The organism is Citricoccus sp. CH26A (assembly GCF_000224415.1).
Classification (GTDB): Bacteria; Actinomycetota; Actinomycetes; order Actinomycetales; family Micrococcaceae; genus Citricoccus.
In genome coordinates, this window is record NZ_AFXQ01000003.1 from 32,030 (window position 1) to 49,137 (window position 17,108).

At 73.7% G+C, this 17,108-nt stretch carries 11 protein-coding genes and 1 pseudogene; 6 read left to right on the plus strand and 6 right to left on the minus strand.

The window, feature by feature from the left end:
* Positions 1 to 43: 43 nt before the first annotated feature.
* From CITRI_RS0102600 to CITRI_RS0102610, 3 genes are read left to right on the plus strand one after another with little or no spacing between them, the layout of a single operon-like run.
* Positions 44 to 772, plus strand: a complete 729-nt coding sequence (locus CITRI_RS0102600) for an ECF transporter S component (protein WP_010143021.1) — start codon at positions 44 to 46, stop codon at positions 770 to 772.
* Positions 769 to 2,382 carry an ABC transporter ATP-binding protein gene (locus tag CITRI_RS0102605; protein WP_010143022.1) on the plus strand — a complete coding sequence of 538 codons (1,614 nt, stop codon included), beginning with the start codon at positions 769 to 771 and terminating at the stop codon, positions 2,380 to 2,382. The genes CITRI_RS0102600 and CITRI_RS0102605 overlap by 4 nt, the downstream gene beginning before the upstream one ends.
* Positions 2,379 to 3,188: an energy-coupling factor transporter transmembrane protein EcfT gene (locus CITRI_RS0102610; RefSeq protein ID WP_010143023.1), complete on the plus strand. Its 810-nt coding sequence runs from the start codon at positions 2,379 to 2,381 to the stop codon at positions 3,186 to 3,188. The genes CITRI_RS0102605 and CITRI_RS0102610 overlap by 4 nt, the downstream gene beginning before the upstream one ends.
* Before the next feature lie 34 nt (positions 3,189 to 3,222).
* On the opposite strand, the gene CITRI_RS0102615 is transcribed toward CITRI_RS0102610, so the two are convergent.
* Together CITRI_RS0102615 and CITRI_RS0102620 are read right to left on the minus strand one after the other, a co-directional pair.
* A complete protein-coding gene (locus CITRI_RS0102615) occupies positions 3,223 to 4,293 on the minus strand; it encodes an aminotransferase class IV (RefSeq protein ID WP_010143025.1) in 1,071 nt (356 codons plus the stop codon).
* A gap of 115 nt (positions 4,294 to 4,408) precedes the next feature.
* Positions 4,409 to 7,126: an MMPL family transporter gene (locus CITRI_RS0102620; RefSeq protein WP_010143026.1), complete on the minus strand. Its 2,718-nt coding sequence runs from the start codon at positions 7,124 to 7,126 to the stop codon at positions 4,409 to 4,411.
* 198 nt (positions 7,127 to 7,324) lie between these two features.
* Here CITRI_RS0102620 and CITRI_RS16015 point away from each other — a divergent pair, with 198 nt between their 5' ends.
* The gene (locus CITRI_RS16015; RefSeq protein WP_141565915.1) at positions 7,325 to 7,927 is read left to right on the plus strand and encodes a TetR/AcrR family transcriptional regulator; all 603 of its coding nucleotides are present in this window, start codon (positions 7,325 to 7,327) and stop codon (positions 7,925 to 7,927) included.
* Between the two features lie 9 nt (positions 7,928 to 7,936).
* On the plus strand, positions 7,937 to 9,436 hold the full coding sequence (gene cls / locus CITRI_RS0102630; protein WP_010143029.1) for a cardiolipin synthase: 1,500 nt from the start codon (positions 7,937 to 7,939) through the stop codon (positions 9,434 to 9,436).
* Positions 9,437 to 9,459: 23 nt separating this feature from the next.
* Here cls and CITRI_RS0102635 read toward each other — a convergent pair whose 3' ends face one another.
* The 3 genes and pseudogenes from CITRI_RS0102635 to CITRI_RS16025 all read right to left on the minus strand — a co-directional run bounded on the left by CITRI_RS0102635 (position 9,460) and on the right by CITRI_RS16025 (position 13,810).
* A complete protein-coding gene (locus CITRI_RS0102635) occupies positions 9,460 to 10,902 on the minus strand; it encodes an FAD-dependent oxidoreductase (protein WP_010143030.1) in 1,443 nt (480 codons plus the stop codon).
* Between the two features lie 34 nt (positions 10,903 to 10,936).
* Positions 10,937 to 12,519 (minus strand): annotated as a pseudogene (locus CITRI_RS16020) (anthranilate synthase component I family protein).
* 793 nt (positions 12,520 to 13,312) lie between these two features.
* Positions 13,313 to 13,810: a MarR family winged helix-turn-helix transcriptional regulator gene (locus CITRI_RS16025; RefSeq protein WP_010143033.1), complete on the minus strand. Its 498-nt coding sequence runs from the start codon at positions 13,808 to 13,810 to the stop codon at positions 13,313 to 13,315.
* A gap of 126 nt (positions 13,811 to 13,936) precedes the next feature.
* Here CITRI_RS16025 and CITRI_RS16030 point away from each other — a divergent pair, with 126 nt between their 5' ends.
* Positions 13,937 to 16,417, plus strand: a complete 2,481-nt coding sequence (locus tag CITRI_RS16030; RefSeq protein ID WP_083843238.1) for an MMPL family transporter — start codon at positions 13,937 to 13,939, stop codon at positions 16,415 to 16,417.
* A 101-nt stretch (positions 16,418 to 16,518) separates the two neighbouring features.
* Here CITRI_RS16030 and CITRI_RS0102660 read toward each other — a convergent pair whose 3' ends face one another.
* The gene (locus CITRI_RS0102660; RefSeq protein ID WP_010143035.1) at positions 16,519 to 17,088 is read right to left on the minus strand and encodes a Dps family protein; all 570 of its coding nucleotides are present in this window, start codon (positions 17,086 to 17,088) and stop codon (positions 16,519 to 16,521) included.
* Positions 17,089 to 17,108: the final 20 nt, after the last annotated feature.

Here is a 17,108-nt window from a genome sequence, read left to right on the forward strand (position 1 = left end):
GTGCGTTCCATTCCCCTCCTTGGATCCATGAGGAGGACATCACATGGTCTCGACGCAGACCCGCGGCAGTGATCACCAGGCCACCCCGCCGGTCGGTACACCGGACCGTCCCGGGCGCTCCCGCCCACACCACGACCCGCGCGGCCCCGCCCACCGCACCTCCGCCCACCGCACCTCCTCCCGCCACACCTGGCGGGTGGTGGACATCGTCGTGGCCGCCGTCGTCGCCGTGGCCAGCGGCGTGGTCTTCTGGGCCTGGAACCTGGCCTATGCGGGACTGGGCGGGGTGTTCCTGGCGTTCCCGCCGTCGTCGGGCCTGGTGGCCGGCATGTGGCTGTTCCCGGCGGTCCTGGGTGCACTGCTGATCCGCAGGCCGGGTGCCGCGCTGTTCACGGAACTGGTGGCCGCCGCCGTCTCCGCGTTGCTGGGGTCCCAGTTCGGCCTGACCGTGCTGGCCTCCGGACTCGTCCAGGGCATCGGGGCCGAGCTGGTCTTCCTGCTGTTCCTCTACCGTCGCTTCACCCTTCCCATGGCCCTGGTGGCCGGGGCCGCCGCGGGAGTGGCCTGCGGCCTCAACGAGGCCTTCCTGTTCGCCTGGTTCCCCGAGTACACGCTGGCCTGGAAGTGGCTCTACGTGGGGTTCACCGGCATCTCCGGGGTCGTCATCGCCGGCCTGCTGAGCTGGCTGGCCACCCGCGCCCTGGCGGCCACGGGCGCGCTGGCCGCCCTCCCGTCCCGCGGCGCCCACCGGGAACGGGCGGGCCGGGGGTGACCGCGGCCACCGTCACCGCGCAGGGCTGGGGCTGGCGGCACGCCGGACGCGACCGGGCCGCCGTCGCCGGCCTGGACCTGACCATCCCCCCGGGGCAGCGGGTCCTGCTCGCCGGGCCCTCCGGGGCCGGGAAGTCCACCCTGCTGCACGGACTGGCCGGCGTGCTGGATCCGGCGGACGACTCGGAGGAGACCGGCCGGCTGCTGCTGGACGGCGTGCCCACCCGCGAGCTGCGCGGACACGCCGGACTGGTGCAGCAGGATCCCGAGACACAGGTGATCCTCTCGCGCGTGGGGGACGACGTGGCCTTCGGCGCGGAGAACCTCCGTGTCCCGCCGGACGAGATCTGGGACCGGGTCCGCCACGCCCTGGCCGCGGTCGGGCTGGGGGAGGACGAGGGCATCGACCTGTGGCGGGACACGTCGCGACTGTCCGGCGGGCAGAAGCAGCGGATGGCCCTGGCCGGGGTCCTGGCCATGCGCCCGCCGCTGGTCCTGCTCGACGAACCGACCGCCAACCTCGACCCCGTCGGCGTGCTGGAGGTCCGCGACGCCGTCCTGGCGGTGGTCGAGGCCATCGGTGCCACGCTCGTGGTCGTGGAGCACCGGCTCGGGACGTGGGCCCGGCACGTGGACCGGTTGCTCGTCCTGGAACCGGGCGGGGGCATCAGCCACGACGGCACCCCCGCCGCGCTGCTCGCCCCGGACCCCGTCCGGGAGGACCTGGCCGCGGCCGGGGTGTGGGTGCCCGGGGTGGTGCCCGAACCCGTCACCCCCGCCCCCGGAGGCCCGCGGCCGGCAGTGGAACCCTCCGGTCCGGCACGGAGCCCGCGACGGGACCCCGCTGGTCACCGGGGCCCGGCCGGTCACCGGGACCCTGCGGGGACCGTGCTGTTGTCCGCCCGGGACCTGGCGGTGTCCCGGCAGGCGGTGAGGCCCGGCTGGCGCCGCCGCCTCGGGCCACCGCCGGCCCCGGTGCAACACGGACTGGACGTGACCGTGGAGGCCGGGGAGGCCGTCGTCGTGACCGGGCCGAACGGGGTGGGCAAGTCCACGCTGCTGCTGACCCTGGCCGGGCTCATCCCGGCCCACGCCGGGACGCTGACCGCCACCGCCGCCCTGAAGGGACCCGGGGTCCGGTTGCCGGACGACCCCCACCGCTGGCCCGCCCGGGACCTGGTGAGCCGGGTCGGGACGGTGTTCCAGGAGCCCGAACACCAGTTCGTCGCGGCCACGGTGCGCGAGGAATTGGCCTTCGGGCCGCGTCACGCCCGGGACCACCGGACGGGCACGCGGCGGTGGTCTGACGCACAGGCCCGGGCCCGCGCCGACGAGTTGCTCGAGGCCACGGGGCTGACCGGACTGGCCGAGGTCAACCCCTTCACGCTCTCCGGTGGGGAGAAGCGCCGGTTGTCCGTGGCCACCGTGCTGGCCACCGGGCCGGACGTGGTGTTCCTCGACGAGCCGACCTTCGGGCAGGACGCCAACACCTGGGCGGTGCTGACCGGGATGCTGCGCCGGCTCGTCACCGAGGGCAGCTCCGTCGTGGCGGTGACCCATGACCAGGACTTCGCCGCGGCCCTCGACGCCCGGGTGGTGGAGCTGGCATGAGCGCCGTCCTGACCGCCCCGGCCCCCTCCCGCCCCGTGGCCGGCTCCCCGATGGAGCGGGCCCACCCGCTGGCGAAACTGGCCGCCCTCTTGCCGGTCACCGCCGTGCTGGTGGCGTCCATGGACTGGGTGTCCTCGGGCCTGGTGCTGTTGGTGGCGGTGGTCCTGCTGCCGCTCTCGGGCATCAGTGCCGGGCAGTTCCTGCGCAGGGCCTGGCTGCTCGTGGTCGCGGCCCTGGCCTCGGCGTGGGGCACCGCGCTGGTCGGCCAGGACACGGGGCGGATGCTGCTGGAGGCCGGACCGGTGTCCGTCTCGGTGGGGTCGGCGCTGGCCGGAGCCGCGACGGGCCTGCGCATCCTGGCGGTCGCCCTGCCGGGCGTGATCGTCTTCGCGACCACGGATCCCACCGACCTGGCCGACGCTCTGGCCCAGCGGCTGCGCCTGCCCGCGAGGTTCGTGCTCGGCGCGCTGGCCGCCTTCCGGCTGCTCGCCGTGCTGACCGAGGAGTGGCGCGTGCTGGGCCACGCCCGGCGTGCGCGGGGCGTGGGCGCCGGCGGGGGCCCGGTCCGCCGCACGACATCGTGGCTGGGACAGGTGTTCGGGCTGTTCGTGCAGGCCATCCGCCGTGCCAGCCGCCTGGCCGTCACCATGGAGGCCCGCGGCTTCGGGGCCGGCGCCCGGACGTGGGCCCGGACCTCGGTCTTCACCGCGGGGGACGTCCGGCTCGTCCTCGGTGGGTGCGCCCTGGCCGCCCTGGCCGCCGGCCTGGCCCTGCGGACGGGGGCATGGAACCTCGTCTGGGCCTGAACCTGCCCCGGGCCTGAACCTGCCGGGGCGGGACTCAGTGCAGCGGGCCGTGCCGCCCGGGGGACCGGTCCTCGTCCAGGAAGGCCGCGAGCCGGTCGGTCAGGTCCCGGTCCACGTCCAGCGTGACCCCGTCCAGGGAGGTCACCGGGGCCACTCCGCGCACCGAGGACACGAGCCACACGCCGTCCGCGTCGAACAGGTCCGACGGTTCCAGCGGACCGTAGCCGAGGTCCCAGCCGGCCGCCTGGGCGGCGGCGAAGATGGTGCCCTGACTGGTGCCCGGCAGGATCCCGGAGCTGCGCAGCGGCGTGACCAGCTCCACGGCGTCAGGGCCGTCGGCGGCCGGGATCCGGCGGGCCAGCAGCACGGTCGAGGTGGGGCCCTCGAGCACCTTGCCGTCGGAGGAGACGAAGATGACGTCGTCGGCCCCCTGGGCCGCGGCGAACCGCATGGCCGCCATGTTCACGGCGTAGCTGAGGGTCTTCGCCCCCATCAGCAGCCACGGGGCGCGCTCGGAGACGGAGGAGTCGAAGCCGCGGTCCAGCAGCAGGACGGACAGGCCGCGCTCGCGCCCGGACGCGAGCCCGGGGGAGACGGGGGAGACCAGCACCCAGTACGTACCGGTCAGTGCGGGTGCGTCCGGGGCGGTCCCCGCGGTCATGTCCTTCAGCTCGCCGTCGGAACCGGTGTCCGCGGTGCCCCGCACGTAGTGCCCGCCGCCGGGGGCGCCCTCGGGGCCCCGCGTGGCCACGAGCTTGACCACGGCGTCCCTGCCCGGGTTCCCGGCCGCGTAGGCCGTCAGCCCGGTGACCGCCGCCTGGCGCCAGGCCTGGGCGTCCGGGACCGGCAGGTCGAGGGAGGCGGCCGAGGAGATCAGCCGCTCCAGGTGGGAGTCCTCCTTGCGGATCCGGTGCCCGGTGTCCCCGGCGAGGGCGGTCATCGTCTCGAAGATCCCGTCCCCGCGGGTCAGGCCCTGGTCCGTGACCAGCACGGCAGGCTGCCGCGGGTCGGCGACCCGGGCGCCTACCCCGTCCGCGGACGGGTCGAGGAACACGACCACGGAGCCGCCGGGCTCCGGGATGAACGATGCGGAGTGGTGCGTCATGGACCCCAGACTACGCATCCGTCCCCGCGTTCCGAGCACACCGGCGGGTGCGCGCCAACACCGGTGCACACCCCCCGGGGCCTCGGCCGGGCGAGCAGCGGACCGCGCGGTCCCGTCAGACCCGGGCCGGTTCCGGTTCGGGGGCGGCCTCACCGGCGCCGTCACCCGGGGCGTCCTGCCCGGCCGCGTCATCCGCCGGCCGGACGGGCTGCGCGGAGGGGTGGTCGCGTTCCAGGGCGGCGCCCTCCACGTCCACGTTCGGCAGGATCCTGTCCAGCCACCGCGGCAGCCACCAGGCGGCGTCACCGACCAGGTGCATCAGGGCGGGCATCAGCAGCAGCCGCACCAGGAAGGCGTCCAGCAGCACCCCGAAGGCCAGGCCGAAGCCGATGGGCCGGATCATGGCGGACTCGGCGAAGACGAACCCGCCGAACACGGAGATCATGATGATCGCCGCGGCGGCGACCACGGCCCGGCCCGCGTGCAGGCCGTCCATCACGGCCACCCGGGACGGGGCCCCGTGGGCGTAGGACTCGCGCATGCCGGAGGAGATGAACAGCTGGTAGTCCATGGCCAGGCCGAACAGCACGCCCACCATGATGGTCGGCAGGAAGGCCAGGATCGGTCCCGGGCTGTGCACCCCGAACACCGCGGAGAGCCAGCCCCACTGGTAGATGGCCACCACGCCGCCCATGGCCGCGAAGACGGACAGGATGAACCCGCCGGTCGCGATCAGCGGGACCACCAGCGAGCGGAACACCAGGATCATGAGGAGCAGGGACAGCCCGACGACGACGCCCAGGTAGAGCGGCAGCGCGCCGGAGAGCTTGTCCGCGACGTCGATGAACCCACTGGTCATGCCGGCCACGGCCAGGCCGGAGGCCTCTCCGGCCGGCGTGGTGGACCGGAGGCCGTGCACCAGTTCCTCGGTCGAGACCGCGTTGGGGCCCTCGGCCGGGATGACCTGGAACATCATCATGGTGGAGTCCTCGTTGACAGCGGCCGGGACCACCACCTCCACGTGGTCCAGGGAGGCCAGCTGCTCGCCGACGGCGACCTGCTGGTCGATGACCTCGCCCTCGTCCAGGCCGGCGGGCAGGTCGGCGGTGACCACGAGCGGGCCGTTGTACCCCTCCCCGAAGGCCTCACCGAGGGCCGTGTAGGACTGGTACGCGGCCGACTCCGGCGGTTCGGCGCCGCCGTCCGGCAGGCCCAGGCGCATGGAGAAGAACGGGATGGCCACGATCGCCAGGGCGAGCACGGAACCCAGGGAGATCAGCACGGCCCGGCCGGTGGGCATGGCCGCGCGCCGCGGGCCGGCACCGTGGGACCGGCGGGCCTCGAGGTGACCGGCGGAGGCCGACTCGCGGCCCCGCTCCTCTTGGCGGTTCAGTCCCGCCTCCACCGCGCGGACCTCCTGCTCCCGCTGCAGCCGCCCGCGTTCCGTGCGGCTCAGCGCGCGCTGGCCGATCAGTCCGAGCAGCGCGGGGGTGAGGGAGACGGCGATGAGCACGGCGATCAGCACGCAGAAGGCACCCACGGTGCCCATCAGGCCCAGGAACGGGATGCCGGTGACGTTCAGCGCGGCCAGTGCGATGATCACGGTCAGGCCCGCGAACACCACGGCGTTGCCGGAGGTGCCGTTGGCCAGGCCGATCGACTCGTGCAGCGGGGCGCCGTCCTTGAGCTGGCGGCGGTGCCGGTTGACGATGAACAGCGCGTAGTCGATGCCCACGGCCAGGCCGAGCATGAGGCCCAGCACGGGGGTGACCGAGAGCATCTCGATCATGCCGGAGAACGCCAGGGACCCGGCGGCCCCGATGCCCACGCCGATCAGCGCGGTGAGGATCGGCAGGCCCGCGCCGATGAGGGTGCCGAGCATGATGACCAGCACGATGGCCGCCACGACCAGGCCGATGACCTCGGCCGGGCCCACGATGTTGGGGATGGTCTGGGACAGCGAGGTGGTCGGCAGCACCTCGACCCCCTCGATGTCCGCGTCCTCCAGGGCGGAGACCACGGCGCCCTGGATGTCCTCGGTGACGTCCAGGGTGGGCCGGTCGAACACCACGTTCCCGACGGCGGTGCTCCCGTCCTCGGAGACGGTGCGGTAGTCCCCGGCCAGGGCCAGCAGGTTCTCCCCGCGGTCGAGGTCGGCACTGCCGGCCTCGGCCTCCGCGGCGCCCTCCTCCAGCTGCGTCCGCTGCTGCTCGAGCTGGGCGCGACCGTCCTCGAGCTGGGCGCGGCCGGCGTCCAGCTGGGCCTGCTGCGCGTCCAGCTGGGCGATCACCGCCGGCGGGGCGCCGGCCGCCTCCGCCTGAGCCCGGCCGGCGTCGAGTTCGGCCTGTCCCGCGTCCAGCTGCCGCTCGGAGGCGTCCAGCTGCTCCTCGGCCCGGGCGACCTGTTCCCGCCCGGACTCGACCTGCTCCTGCCCCTCGGCCAGCTGGGCGCGACCGTCCGCGATCCGGGCCCGCTGGTCGGACAGCTCGGCCTCGGTGGCGAAGGGGTCCACCACGGAATCCACGCCCTCGAGGCCCTCGACCTCGGAGAGCACCTCGCCGATGCCCTGGCGCTGGTCCTCGGTGAGCTCCGTGCCGTCGGTGGTGCGGAACACCACCGAGCCGGTGCCGTTGGCCGCCTCGGGGAACTCCTCCTGCAGCCGGTCCGTGACCTGGGACGTCGGGGTGCCGGGGATCGTGATGGACGTGGTGAGGGTGCCGCCGAAGGCCAGGAACCCGCCCACGGACAGGGCCAGCGCCGCCAGCCAGGCGACGATGGCGACCCAGGGCCGGCGGGACGAGGCGAAACCGAGGCGGTAGAGCAGTTCGGCCATGAGGGGCGCTCCTTCGGGAGGGAAAGGCTGCAGCGGAGACCGGGGCGGCGCATCATGGGCAGAGTCCGCCGGCGGGTCCGGCGACCACTATAGTAGACGGACCGTCTCGTATTGAAACAGGGTCCCCGCCGGCCCCCCGGCGCCCGAGAGGGTGCGGGACACCAGGGGCGGGGGACCGGCCGGCACAGGAGGTCATCGGTGAACGCAGCATCAGAGCCTGCTTCCACAGAACAGCGGGGGCGTCCGCGCAGTGAGAGGGCCCGCGTCGCCGTCCTGACCGCGGCCGCCGACCTCATGCTGGCCGGCGGATTCGAGCACCTCACCGTCGAGGGCATCGCCGCGGCAGCGGGCGTCGGCAAGCAGACGGTCTACCGCTGGTGGGGATCCAAGGCCGAGGTGGTCGTGGAGGCCATCGCCGAGAAGTACCTGGACGTGCCGATCGGCGGGCCGGTGGACACCGGGGACCTGCGGGCGGACCTGCGGGCGTGGCTGCTGGAGATCCGTGACCGGGTCGAGGAGGGGGACACCTCCCGGCTGGTCCAGGCCATCATGTCCGCCCTGGCCGCGGCGGGAGAGACGGCCGAGGCGATCGACGAGGCCCTCATCCAGCCGATCATGACCGGCCTCGACGCCCGGTTCCACGCGCACGACCGCACCCACCCGCGCTCCCTGCCGGCGCCGCCGTCGTTCCTGGCCGAGACCGTGGGCGCGACCCTGCTGCTGCACGTGATGTTCGGCCGACCGCTGGACGAGGAGCGGATCGGGCGGTTGCTGGACCTGGTGGCCCCGGCCGCACCGTAGGCTGAGGGGATGCTCTGGCCGCTCGCCGAGTTCGGCAACTATCCCCAATGGCTGACGATCCTGTCCTGGATCATCGACGTCGGTATCCGCGTGCTGCTGCTCGGCATCGTGCCGGGCGGCCGCCGGCCCGCCGTGGCGATGGCCTGGCTGCTGGTCATCTTCTTCCTGCCGCTGCCCGGCCTCGTGCTGTTCCTGCTACTGGGCTCCTTCCGGCTCGGTGGCCAGCGCCGGTCCCGGCAACGCTCGGTCAACGAGGCCCTGGGCCGTGCCACCTCGCACCTGACCCTGCCCAACGAGGCCGGACACGCGCCCCTGTACGTGGCCTCGGCCGCGCAGCTGACGCGGAACCTGACCAGTTTCCCCATGCTCGACGGCAACCACTTCGAGTTCATCACCGACTACCGCGCCTCGATGCAGCGGATGGCCCAGGACATCGACCGCGCGACGGACTACGTCAACCTGGTCTTCTACATCGCGGCGCTGGACCCCGAGGGCCGCGAGGGCTACACCAACGAGGTGCTGGACGCCCTGGAACGGGCGAGGGCCCGCGGGGTGCGGGTGCGGATCCTGTTCGACCACATCGCCTCGCTGCGCGTGCCGGGATACCGGAAGCTGGTCCGCCGGCTGGACGCGGCCGGGCTGGAGTACCACCCGGCCATGCCCGTGATGCCGCTGCGCGGCAAGTACCAGCGCCCCGACCTGCGCAACCACCGCAAGATCCTCGTGGTGGACGGGCTGATCGGCTACACCGGGTCGCAGAACCTCATCGAGCCCGGGTACAAGCGGCGCTCGGCCCACCGCATGAACCGGCAGTGGGTGGACCTGATGGCCCGGATCACCGGTCCCACCGTGGCCTCACTGGACCTGGTCTTCGCCACCGACTGGTACTCGGAGACGGGTGACACCCTCGAGGGCCAGCTGCGGGACCCCACCGAGGAGGAGCTGAACGAACAGAACGGTTCGATCGCCCAGGTGGTGCCCTCCGGTCCCGGGTTCTCCAACGAGAACAACCTGCGCCTGTTCAACCACCTCTTCTACGCCGCCAAGCGCCGGCTCGTGGTGGTCTCGCCGTACCTGGTGCCGGACGACTCGATGCTCTACGCCCTGACCACCGCCGCCCAGAAGGGCGTCCACGTGGAACTGTTCGTGTGCCGCAAGGCCGACCAGTTCATGGTCCACCACGCCCAGCAGTCCTACTACGACGCCCTCCTGGCCGCCGGCATCCGCATCTGGCGCTACCCGGACCCGAACGTCCTGCACGCCAAGCTGTTCACCGTGGACGACGACGTGGCCGTCTTCGGCTCCTCCAACATGGACATGCGCTCGTTCTCGCTGAACATGGAGGTCTCCGTGCTCACGGTGGGTGCGGAGATGGTCGAGGCCCTCACCGAGGTGATCGAGCAGTACCGGGAGGTCTCCGAGGAGCTGACCAAGGAGGAGTGGGACGCCCGTCCGCGGGCCGAGCGCTGGGTGGACAACGTCTTCCGCCTCACCTCGGCCCTGCAGTGAGCCGGTGACGCTCCCGGGCCGGGTCAGGCCAGCTGGCCGAGCACCTCGTTGAGCGCCTCCGTCGAGGAGGGGTGGGTCCAGATGCCGTCCCGCAGCGCGGAGGCGGTGACCTGCGCCCGCATCGCCAGGGCCACGAGGTTGACGACCTCCTGGGAGTCCACGTGGAACAACCGGGCACCGAGCACCTGGTCGGTGTGCGCGTCCACCACCACCTTGATGACCCCGCGCGGGTCGTCGACAGCCTTCGGCCGCGGCATCGCCTTGATCCCGGCCACCTTCGCGAAGGCCACCCGCACGTCCCGGCCCGCCTCCCGGGCGGCGCCCTCGGTCAGGCCCACGGAGGAGAACGGCGGCGTGAGGAAGAGGGTGGCCGGCACCCCCACCCGGTCGCCGACCCGGCGTGAACCGTCCCCGTCCAGTGCGCTGAGCACCACCCGGTGGTCGTCCAGGGACAGGTAGGTCTGCTGCCGCCCTCCGTGCACGTCTCCCATCGCGAAGACCCGGTCGGCGGAGGTGCGCAACTGGTCGTCCACCACGATCGCGCCCCGGTCGTCCACCTCGATCCCCGCGGCGTCCAGCCCGAGCCCCGCGGTGGCCGGGCGTCGTCCGGTGGCGAACAGCACCGCGTCCACCGTGGGCCCGGTGCCCTCCTCGAGCTGGACCGCCACGCCGTCGGGCCCGTCCTGCAGTCCCGTGACGGAGGCGCCGGTGCGCACGGTGATGCCCTCACCGATGAGCACCTCGGCGACGGCGTCCGCGACGTCCTCGTCCTCGTGCGGCAGGATCCGCCGGCCGCGGCCCAGCACGGTCACCTCGGCACCGAAGCCGGAGAACATCGAGGCGAACTCCAGCCCCACCGGCCCACCGCCGACGATGGCCAGCCGCCGCGGGAAGGGCGTCACGTGCTGCAGGGAGGCCGAGTCGTGCACGCGGGGCCCGTCGGCGCCCGGCAGGTCCGGGACCACCGGGACGGAACCGGTGTTCACCACGACGGTGCGTCCGGTGATGCGCATCCGCTCGGCCCGCCCGGACCCGCCGGCAGAGGGCGTCACCTCGACCTGGCGCTCCCCGACGAAGCGGGCCCGGCCGTCCACCACCGTCACGGTGTCCCGGTCGAAGAGCAGGTGGAAGCTGGTGTCGTTGAGCCTGCCGGTCAGCGCGTCCCGGCGCCTGACGGCGGCCTCGAAGAACTGCTGCACGTCGTCCTGGTCGCGGCGGGTGGAGGCCGAGTGGATCAGGGCCTTGGTGGGCACGCAGGCGATGTTGATGCAGGCGCCCCCGTACATGGCCGCAGACTGTTCCACGAGGGCCACGGTCCTGCCGGTCCCGGCGGCCGCCGCGGCGAAGGTCTTGCCCCCCTTGCCCCAGCCGATGACCAACACGTCCACCTCGAGGTGGCGCGGCGTGCCGCCGGCCCGGGCGGTCGCGTCAGGGGTGGTCCGGGGTGTTCGGGCGGGATCGGTCATGGTCCTCACCGTAGTCCCGCACGCAGCCGTCCTGTCAGTACCGCGGTGCCTCGGCGGCGTCGTCGGGGAACACCGCCCCGAGCACCCGGAGGACGCCGTGGGCCTTGGTGCGCACCTCGTCCCACTCCTCCTCCGGGACCGAGTCCGCGGTGATGGCCCCGCCGACGCCGAGGGACAGCCGGGTCCCGCCGCTCCCGGGCCCCGCCGGGCCGGTGGCGACCAGGGTGCGGATCAGCACGCTGAGGTCGGCCGCGCCGTCGTCGGACAGGTACCCGGCCACGCCCGAGTAGACCCCGCGCGGCCCGGACTCCAGCCGTTCCAGGATCTCCATGGTGGAGATCTTCGGGGCACCGGTCATCGACCCCGGGGGAAGGCCGCCGCCACCGCCTCCGCCCGGGCGACGCCGGGTTCGAGCTGCGCGGTCACCGTGGACACCATCTGGTGGACGGTGGGGTAGGACTCGATCGCGCACACCCGCTCGGTGGCCAGCGTGCCGGGCACGGCCACCCGGGACAGGTCGTTGCGGGCCAGGTCCGTGATCATGATGTTCTCCGCCCGGTCCTTGACCGAGGACGCCAGTTCCCCGGCCAGCGCCGCGTCCTGCTCCGGGGTCTGACCGCGCGGGCGGGTGCCCTTGATCGGTTCGGTCACCATGCGGCCGGCGGCGGAGATGGCCAGGAACCGCTCGGGACTGGTCGAGAGCAGTTCGACGACGGCCGGCCGGCCGGGTCCGGATGTCGCCGCCGGGTCCACCACCGGGTTCGTCGCCGGGGCCGTCGCCCGCAGGTACAGCGTGAACGGCGCCCGGTTGGCCGCCACCAGCCGGCGGTAGGTCAGCCAGCCGTCGAAGGGCGCGGTGCCGGGCCGGCCCCGGACGGACGTCTCGGGGAGCGCCTCCAGCATGGTCGTCAGGCAGACCTCGTAGGTGTTGCCCTCGTGGATCTCGTGCTGGGCGGCGCGGACCTTCTCCAGGTAGCCCGCGCGGCAGTCGCGGAGGGTGAACACCGGGACCGCCCCGGCGCTCGCTGCCACGACCCCGGGGCCCACGGCTCCCGCGGTCCCCAGACCCGGGGCATCCGAGGTCCCGGCTCCCGCACCCTCGGTCCGCATGCCCTCGCCACCCGTGCCCCCGGTGCCCACCGCCGCGGCGACCCGGTCCGCCCAGGCCGCGCCGGTGTCGTCGTCCGCGGGCCACCACAGCGTGGTGGTGCCGGCCCGGTGGTCCACCGTGGCCACCCGCGAGGGGCGGAACAGCAGCGCGTCCGCCGGTCCCTCGCCCGATCCGCGCTGGGTGGCGGCCCCGTCCGGGGAGCCGGCCTCGCGCTTGAGGCCGTACCCGAGCCAGCCCATCCAGCCGGACCGGAAGGGCGCCTCCGGAGCGGGCGCCGGGGTCGGTGCGGCGGTCGGTTCAGCGGCAGGTGCCCCGGCCGGCCAGACCCCGGCCAGCCAGCGGAACCACGGGCCCTCCTGCCGGACGGTGACCGGGCCCTGGCGCACCACCGTGACCCCGTCGGCGTGCTCGGCGACCGGGTCGTCACCGGTCGCCAGGCCGAGGATGGCGTGCCGGCTGCGGCCGGGGGAGGGCGTGGTGGCGTGGTCCGAGCTCTCCAGCAGCATCGCCACCGGTGCCGCCGGGCCCCCGGCGGCCTCGAACAGGGACTGCGGGTCACCGGCGCCGGCCACCGTGCGGTGGTGCAGGGGCGGCCGGGCCGGGGCGGGCACCAGCGCCAGGGGGGTCTCCCAGCCCGGCAGGGTGCGCAGGGCCTGGACCAGCAGCGGTGCGGCGCCGGCCGTCCCGGTGGTGCTGTCCACGGTGATCCCCGCCTGGGACGCGGGGTCCTCGAGGGCCAGGTAGGCGTCCTCCTGGGCGGCCCACCGGTCCCAGTGCGGGGCGAACGTCCTCCCGTCACGGCCCAGGGCCCGGTCCTTGCGGTCGGCGGCCGGCAGCTCGACCCATACCAGGGCGTCCAGTGCGGCGCGGGCGGCACCGGTCCCGGCGCCCACGCCCTCCAGGATCACGACGTCGGCCGGCCGCGTGCTGCCCGCCCGGCCCGGCCGGCCACCCTCCCAGTCCCACCAGCTCCAGTGGGCGGCGCGGCCGGCGGACAGGGGGGTGACGACCTCGGCGGCGTAGGTCTCCCGGGCGGCGGCGAGCCCGTCCCAGCCGGGGTAGATGGAGTCCAGGTGGAAGACCTCGACGTCCAGGTGGGGGCGCAGCAGGGCCGCGAGCTCCAGCGCCAGGGAGGTCTTGCCCGCACCGGATCGGCCGTCCACGGCCAGCAGCAGGGGACGACGGGCCACGGTGGTCTCCGGAGGGTCGAGGGCGGTGGTACCGGGTGTGGTGCGGGCTTGCGGTGTGGGTGCGGTGCGTCGGTGCCGCGAGCACCCGGAACAGTCTACCGAGGTGGGGTCACGGCCCGTCGGTGAGGGGCCCGGTGGCGTCCAGCTCCTCCAGTGCGGCGGTCGCGGCCGCGACGACCTGCGCGGCCGTGTCCATCTGCTGCGGCGTGAACTGGGCCAGGTGCTCCATCATGAGCCGGCTCATGGGGGAGAAGATGGCCCGGCCCTCGGCCTGTGCGGAGGGCGTGTGCTGGACGAACACGCTGCGCCGGTCCGTGGTGGAGCGGCTGCGCTCGGCATGCCCGTTGGCCACGAGGCGGTCCACGAGTGCCGTGGTGGAGGCGGAGGTGAGGTTGAGCAGCTGGCCCAGGTCCTTGGGGGTGGTCTGCAGCCCCTCTGCCTGCCGCTGCATCAGCAGGGTCAGGGCGCGCAGGTCCGTCCGGTACATCCCGTGCTGGTTCCCGGCGGCCTCGACCATGCGGTCCGAGGCCTCGGCGTAGCGCCGCAGGGCGTGGATGAGGAGACGCATCTGCTCGGAGTCATGGGGGGCCTGGGGGGCATCCGGCATGCGCTTCTCCTTCGTGCGGCGGTGGATGGCGGGCCGTCCATTCTACGTCCCGGTCGCCTGCACCACCCTACCTTCCTAGCCTAGAAAGTATCTTGAAGATCAAGATATGTACGCTACGCTGGGCCCATGCAGCCAACACTCACCCCTGAACGGGCCCCGAGCGCCACCGGATCCTCGTCCCAGTCCTCGCCCGGCTCCCCGCGCGGGTCCTCGTCCGTGAAGTCCATCGGCCTGCGCGTGGGCGTGGCCATCGTCCTCGTCCTGGCCTGGCTGGCCGGGACGGGTATCGGCGGCCCCACCTTCGGCAAGCTCTCGGAGGTGTCCTCGAACGACCAGTCCACGTTCCTGCCCGCGTCCGCCGAGTCCACCCGCGCCGGGGAATGGGTGGGTGAGTTCAGCGGGACGGACCAGATCCCGGCCCTCATCGTGGCCGGGCTGCCGGACGGCCAGGCCATCCCGGAGGACGCCCGGGGTGAGCTGGACGCGCTGGCCACCCTCGGTGAGGACCTCGGTGCGGCCGAGGGAGTGGACCAGGTCGTGGGGCCCAACGTCTCCGAGGACCGCGAGGCGGTGCAGTACATCGCGATCATCGACACCGCCGCCGCCGAGCCGGACGTGGTGGTCGAGGAGCTGCGCGGGCTCGTCCAGGACGCCTCCGGCGACCTGGAGGCCGCCGGGGACGGCGCCCTGTCCGGGGTCGAGCTGCACGTGGCCGGCCCCGCCGGCCTGGCCACGGACCTGGCGGGCGCCTTCGCCGGCATCGACGGCCTGCTGCTGGCCGTGGCGCTGGGCGTCGTGTTCGTCATCCTCGTGCTGGTGTACCGCTCCGTGCTGCTGCCGATCCTGGTCCTGCTGAACTCGGTGGCCGCCCTCAGCGTGGCCATCCTGGCGATCTACTGGATGGCCAGGGCCGACTGGATCAGCCTGAACGGCCAGTCCCAGGGCATCCTGTCCATCCTCGTGATCGGCGCGGCCACGGACTACTCCCTGCTGATGGTGGCCCGCTACCGCGAGGAGCTGCGCGTGCGGCCGCAGGCCTTCGACGCCCTCAGGGCCGCCTGGAAGGGCTCGTTCGGGGCCATCACCGCCTCGGCGGCCACGGTGGCCATCGCCCTGCTCTGCCTGCTGGTCTCGGACCTGAACTCCAACAGCTCACTGGGGCCCATCGCGGCCTCCGGCATCGTCCTGGCCTGGGCCGCCACGCTGACCTTCCTGCCCGCGATCCTGTACCTGACGGGACGGGCCGCCTTCTGGCCGTCGATCCCGCGCGCGGGCGTCCCCCTCACGACGAGGAAGGCCTTCACCCAGCCGGAGGACGCCACCGGCCGGCCCATCGCCGGACTCGAGGAGAACCACGGCGTGTGGACCCGGATCGGCGCACTGGTGGCGCGCAGGCCGCGCGCCGTGTGGATGGTCACCGCCGCAGTGCTGGCCCTCGGAGCCGTCGGCGCCACCCAGCTGCAGGCCAGCGGCGTGGCCCAGACCGACGTGATCCTGGGGGAGTCCGACGCCAAGGCCGGGCAGGTCGTCCTGGAGGAGCACTTCGACGCCGGCACCGGCTCGCCGGCGACCGTCATCGCCCCCGCCGACCGGGCCGACGAGGTGCTCGCGGCCGTGGAGGGCGCCGACGGTGTCGGCTCGGCCTACCTGACCGCCGAGGGCGGCGCGCCGGCCGGGACCCCGGACCCGGAGGCGCTGGCCGAGCTCCAGGAACAGGCCGCGGCCGCCGGCCGGGGGCAGGGCCAGGCACCCGAGGGTGCCGCCGGGCCCCCCTCCGGACCCCCCGCCGGGGTGACCGGAGGGGCCGGTGACGGGGCCCCGGAGGCCGCCGGGCCGCAGTCGGGCATTCCGGCGGAGGTGCCCACGCTCCAGCCGCAGGAGGTCGACGGCCGCGTGTACCTCCAGGCGACCCTGCAGGACCCGGCCGACTCGAAGGAGGCCGAGCAGACGATCATCGAGCTGCGCGAGACGCTCCACGCGATCGACTCCGAGATCCTGGTCGGCGGCACCTCCGCCACCGCCCTGGATTCCAACACCACGGCCCAGCAGGACCTGCGCACGATCATCCCGCTGGTGCTGCTCGTGGTGCTCGTCATCCTGATGATCCTGCTGCGCTCGATCGTGGCCCCGGTGCTGCTGGTCCTGGCCACCGTGCTGAGCTTCGGCACCGCCATCGGCGTCTCCGCGCTGGTGTTCAACGAGGTGCTCGGCTTCCCGGGCGCAGACCCCTCCGTGCCGCTGTACGGATTCGTGTTCCTGGTCGCCCTGGGCGTGGACTACACCATCTTCCTGATGACCCGTGCGCGGGAGGAGGCGGTGATCCAGGGCACCCGGCCCGGCGTGCTCAAGGCACTGACCGTCACGGGCGGGGTCATCACCTCGGCGGGCATCGTCCTGGCGGCCACGTTCGCGGCGCTGGTGGTCATCCCGCTGATGTTCATGGTGCAGCTGGCCTTCATCGTGGCGTTCGGCGTGCTGCTGGACACCTTCCTGGTGCGCTCGCTGCTGGTGCCGGCCCTGACCTACGACATCGGTCCGAAGGTCTGGTGGCCCTCGAGGCTCTCCCGGGCCGCGGGTGGCGGCGGGGGCCGGCACGTGGCCGGCTGATCCCCGGATCCCTTCCACCACGGCGCAGGGCCCCGGCATCGTCACGATGCCGGGGCCCTGCGCCGTGCCGGTGGTCCGGCCGGCCGATCCTGCGGGGAGGATCAGGACTTCTTGGCGGCGCCCTTCCGGGCCGCGCCCTTCTCCGTGTGCTCTCCGGCGGTGCTCAGCTCGCCCGCGGCGTTGGTCAGGAACGAGCGCAGGAACCACTGGAACTGCTCGAGGCCGCCGGTCTGGCCGATGAGGATGTCCTCGGTGACCGGGTCCAGCTTGCCGGCCTCCTCGATGGCGTTGCGGTGATCGGCGATGACGCCGTCGTACACCTGGTCCAGGGCGGCGATGTGCTCGATGGTGTCCGCGCGGCCCAGGTCGTAGTCGTCCCAGGTCCGCTCCTTCACCAGGGCGCCCGGGGTGCCCGTGGGGGAGACGCCCAGGGTCGCCATGCGCTCGGCCAGCACGTCCACGGCGGCGCGGACCTCCTCGATCTGGGGATCGAGCATCTCGTGCACGCCGATGAAGTTCTGGCCGACCACGTTCCAGTGGGCGTGCTTCAGGGTCAGCTGCAGGTCGTTCAGTGCGTGCAGGCGCAGCTGGAGGATCTCGCCGACACGGTGGCCGTCCTCGAGGTCGAGTCCGGGAACGGTGTACGTCGCAGGGGTGTCCTTGGCTGCCATGATGACTCCTTTCCGGGCGG

Coding starts and splice junctions, on each gene's coding strand:
- CITRI_RS0102600 (WP_010143021.1), top strand. CDS start 44: ATGGTCTCGACGCAGACCCGCGGCAGTGATCACCAGGCCACCCCGCCG.
- CITRI_RS0102610 (WP_010143023.1), top strand. CDS start 2,379: ATGAGCGCCGTCCTGACCGCCCCGGCCCCCTCCCGCCCCGTGGCCGGC.
- CITRI_RS0102615 (WP_010143025.1), bottom strand. CDS start 4,293: ATGACGCACCACTCCGCATCGTTCATCCCGGAGCCCGGCGGCTCCGTG.
- CITRI_RS0102620 (WP_010143026.1), bottom strand. CDS start 7,126: ATGGCCGAACTGCTCTACCGCCTCGGTTTCGCCTCGTCCCGCCGGCCC.
- cls (WP_010143029.1), top strand. CDS start 7,937: ATGCTCTGGCCGCTCGCCGAGTTCGGCAACTATCCCCAATGGCTGACG.
- CITRI_RS0102635 (WP_010143030.1), bottom strand. CDS start 10,902: ATGACCGATCCCGCCCGAACACCCCGGACCACCCCTGACGCGACCGCC.
- CITRI_RS16025 (WP_010143033.1), bottom strand. CDS start 13,810: ATGCCGGATGCCCCCCAGGCCCCCCATGACTCCGAGCAGATGCGTCTC.
- CITRI_RS16030 (WP_083843238.1), top strand. CDS start 13,937: ATGCAGCCAACACTCACCCCTGAACGGGCCCCGAGCGCCACCGGATCC.
- CITRI_RS0102660 (WP_010143035.1), bottom strand. CDS start 17,088: ATGGCAGCCAAGGACACCCCTGCGACGTACACCGTTCCCGGACTCGAC.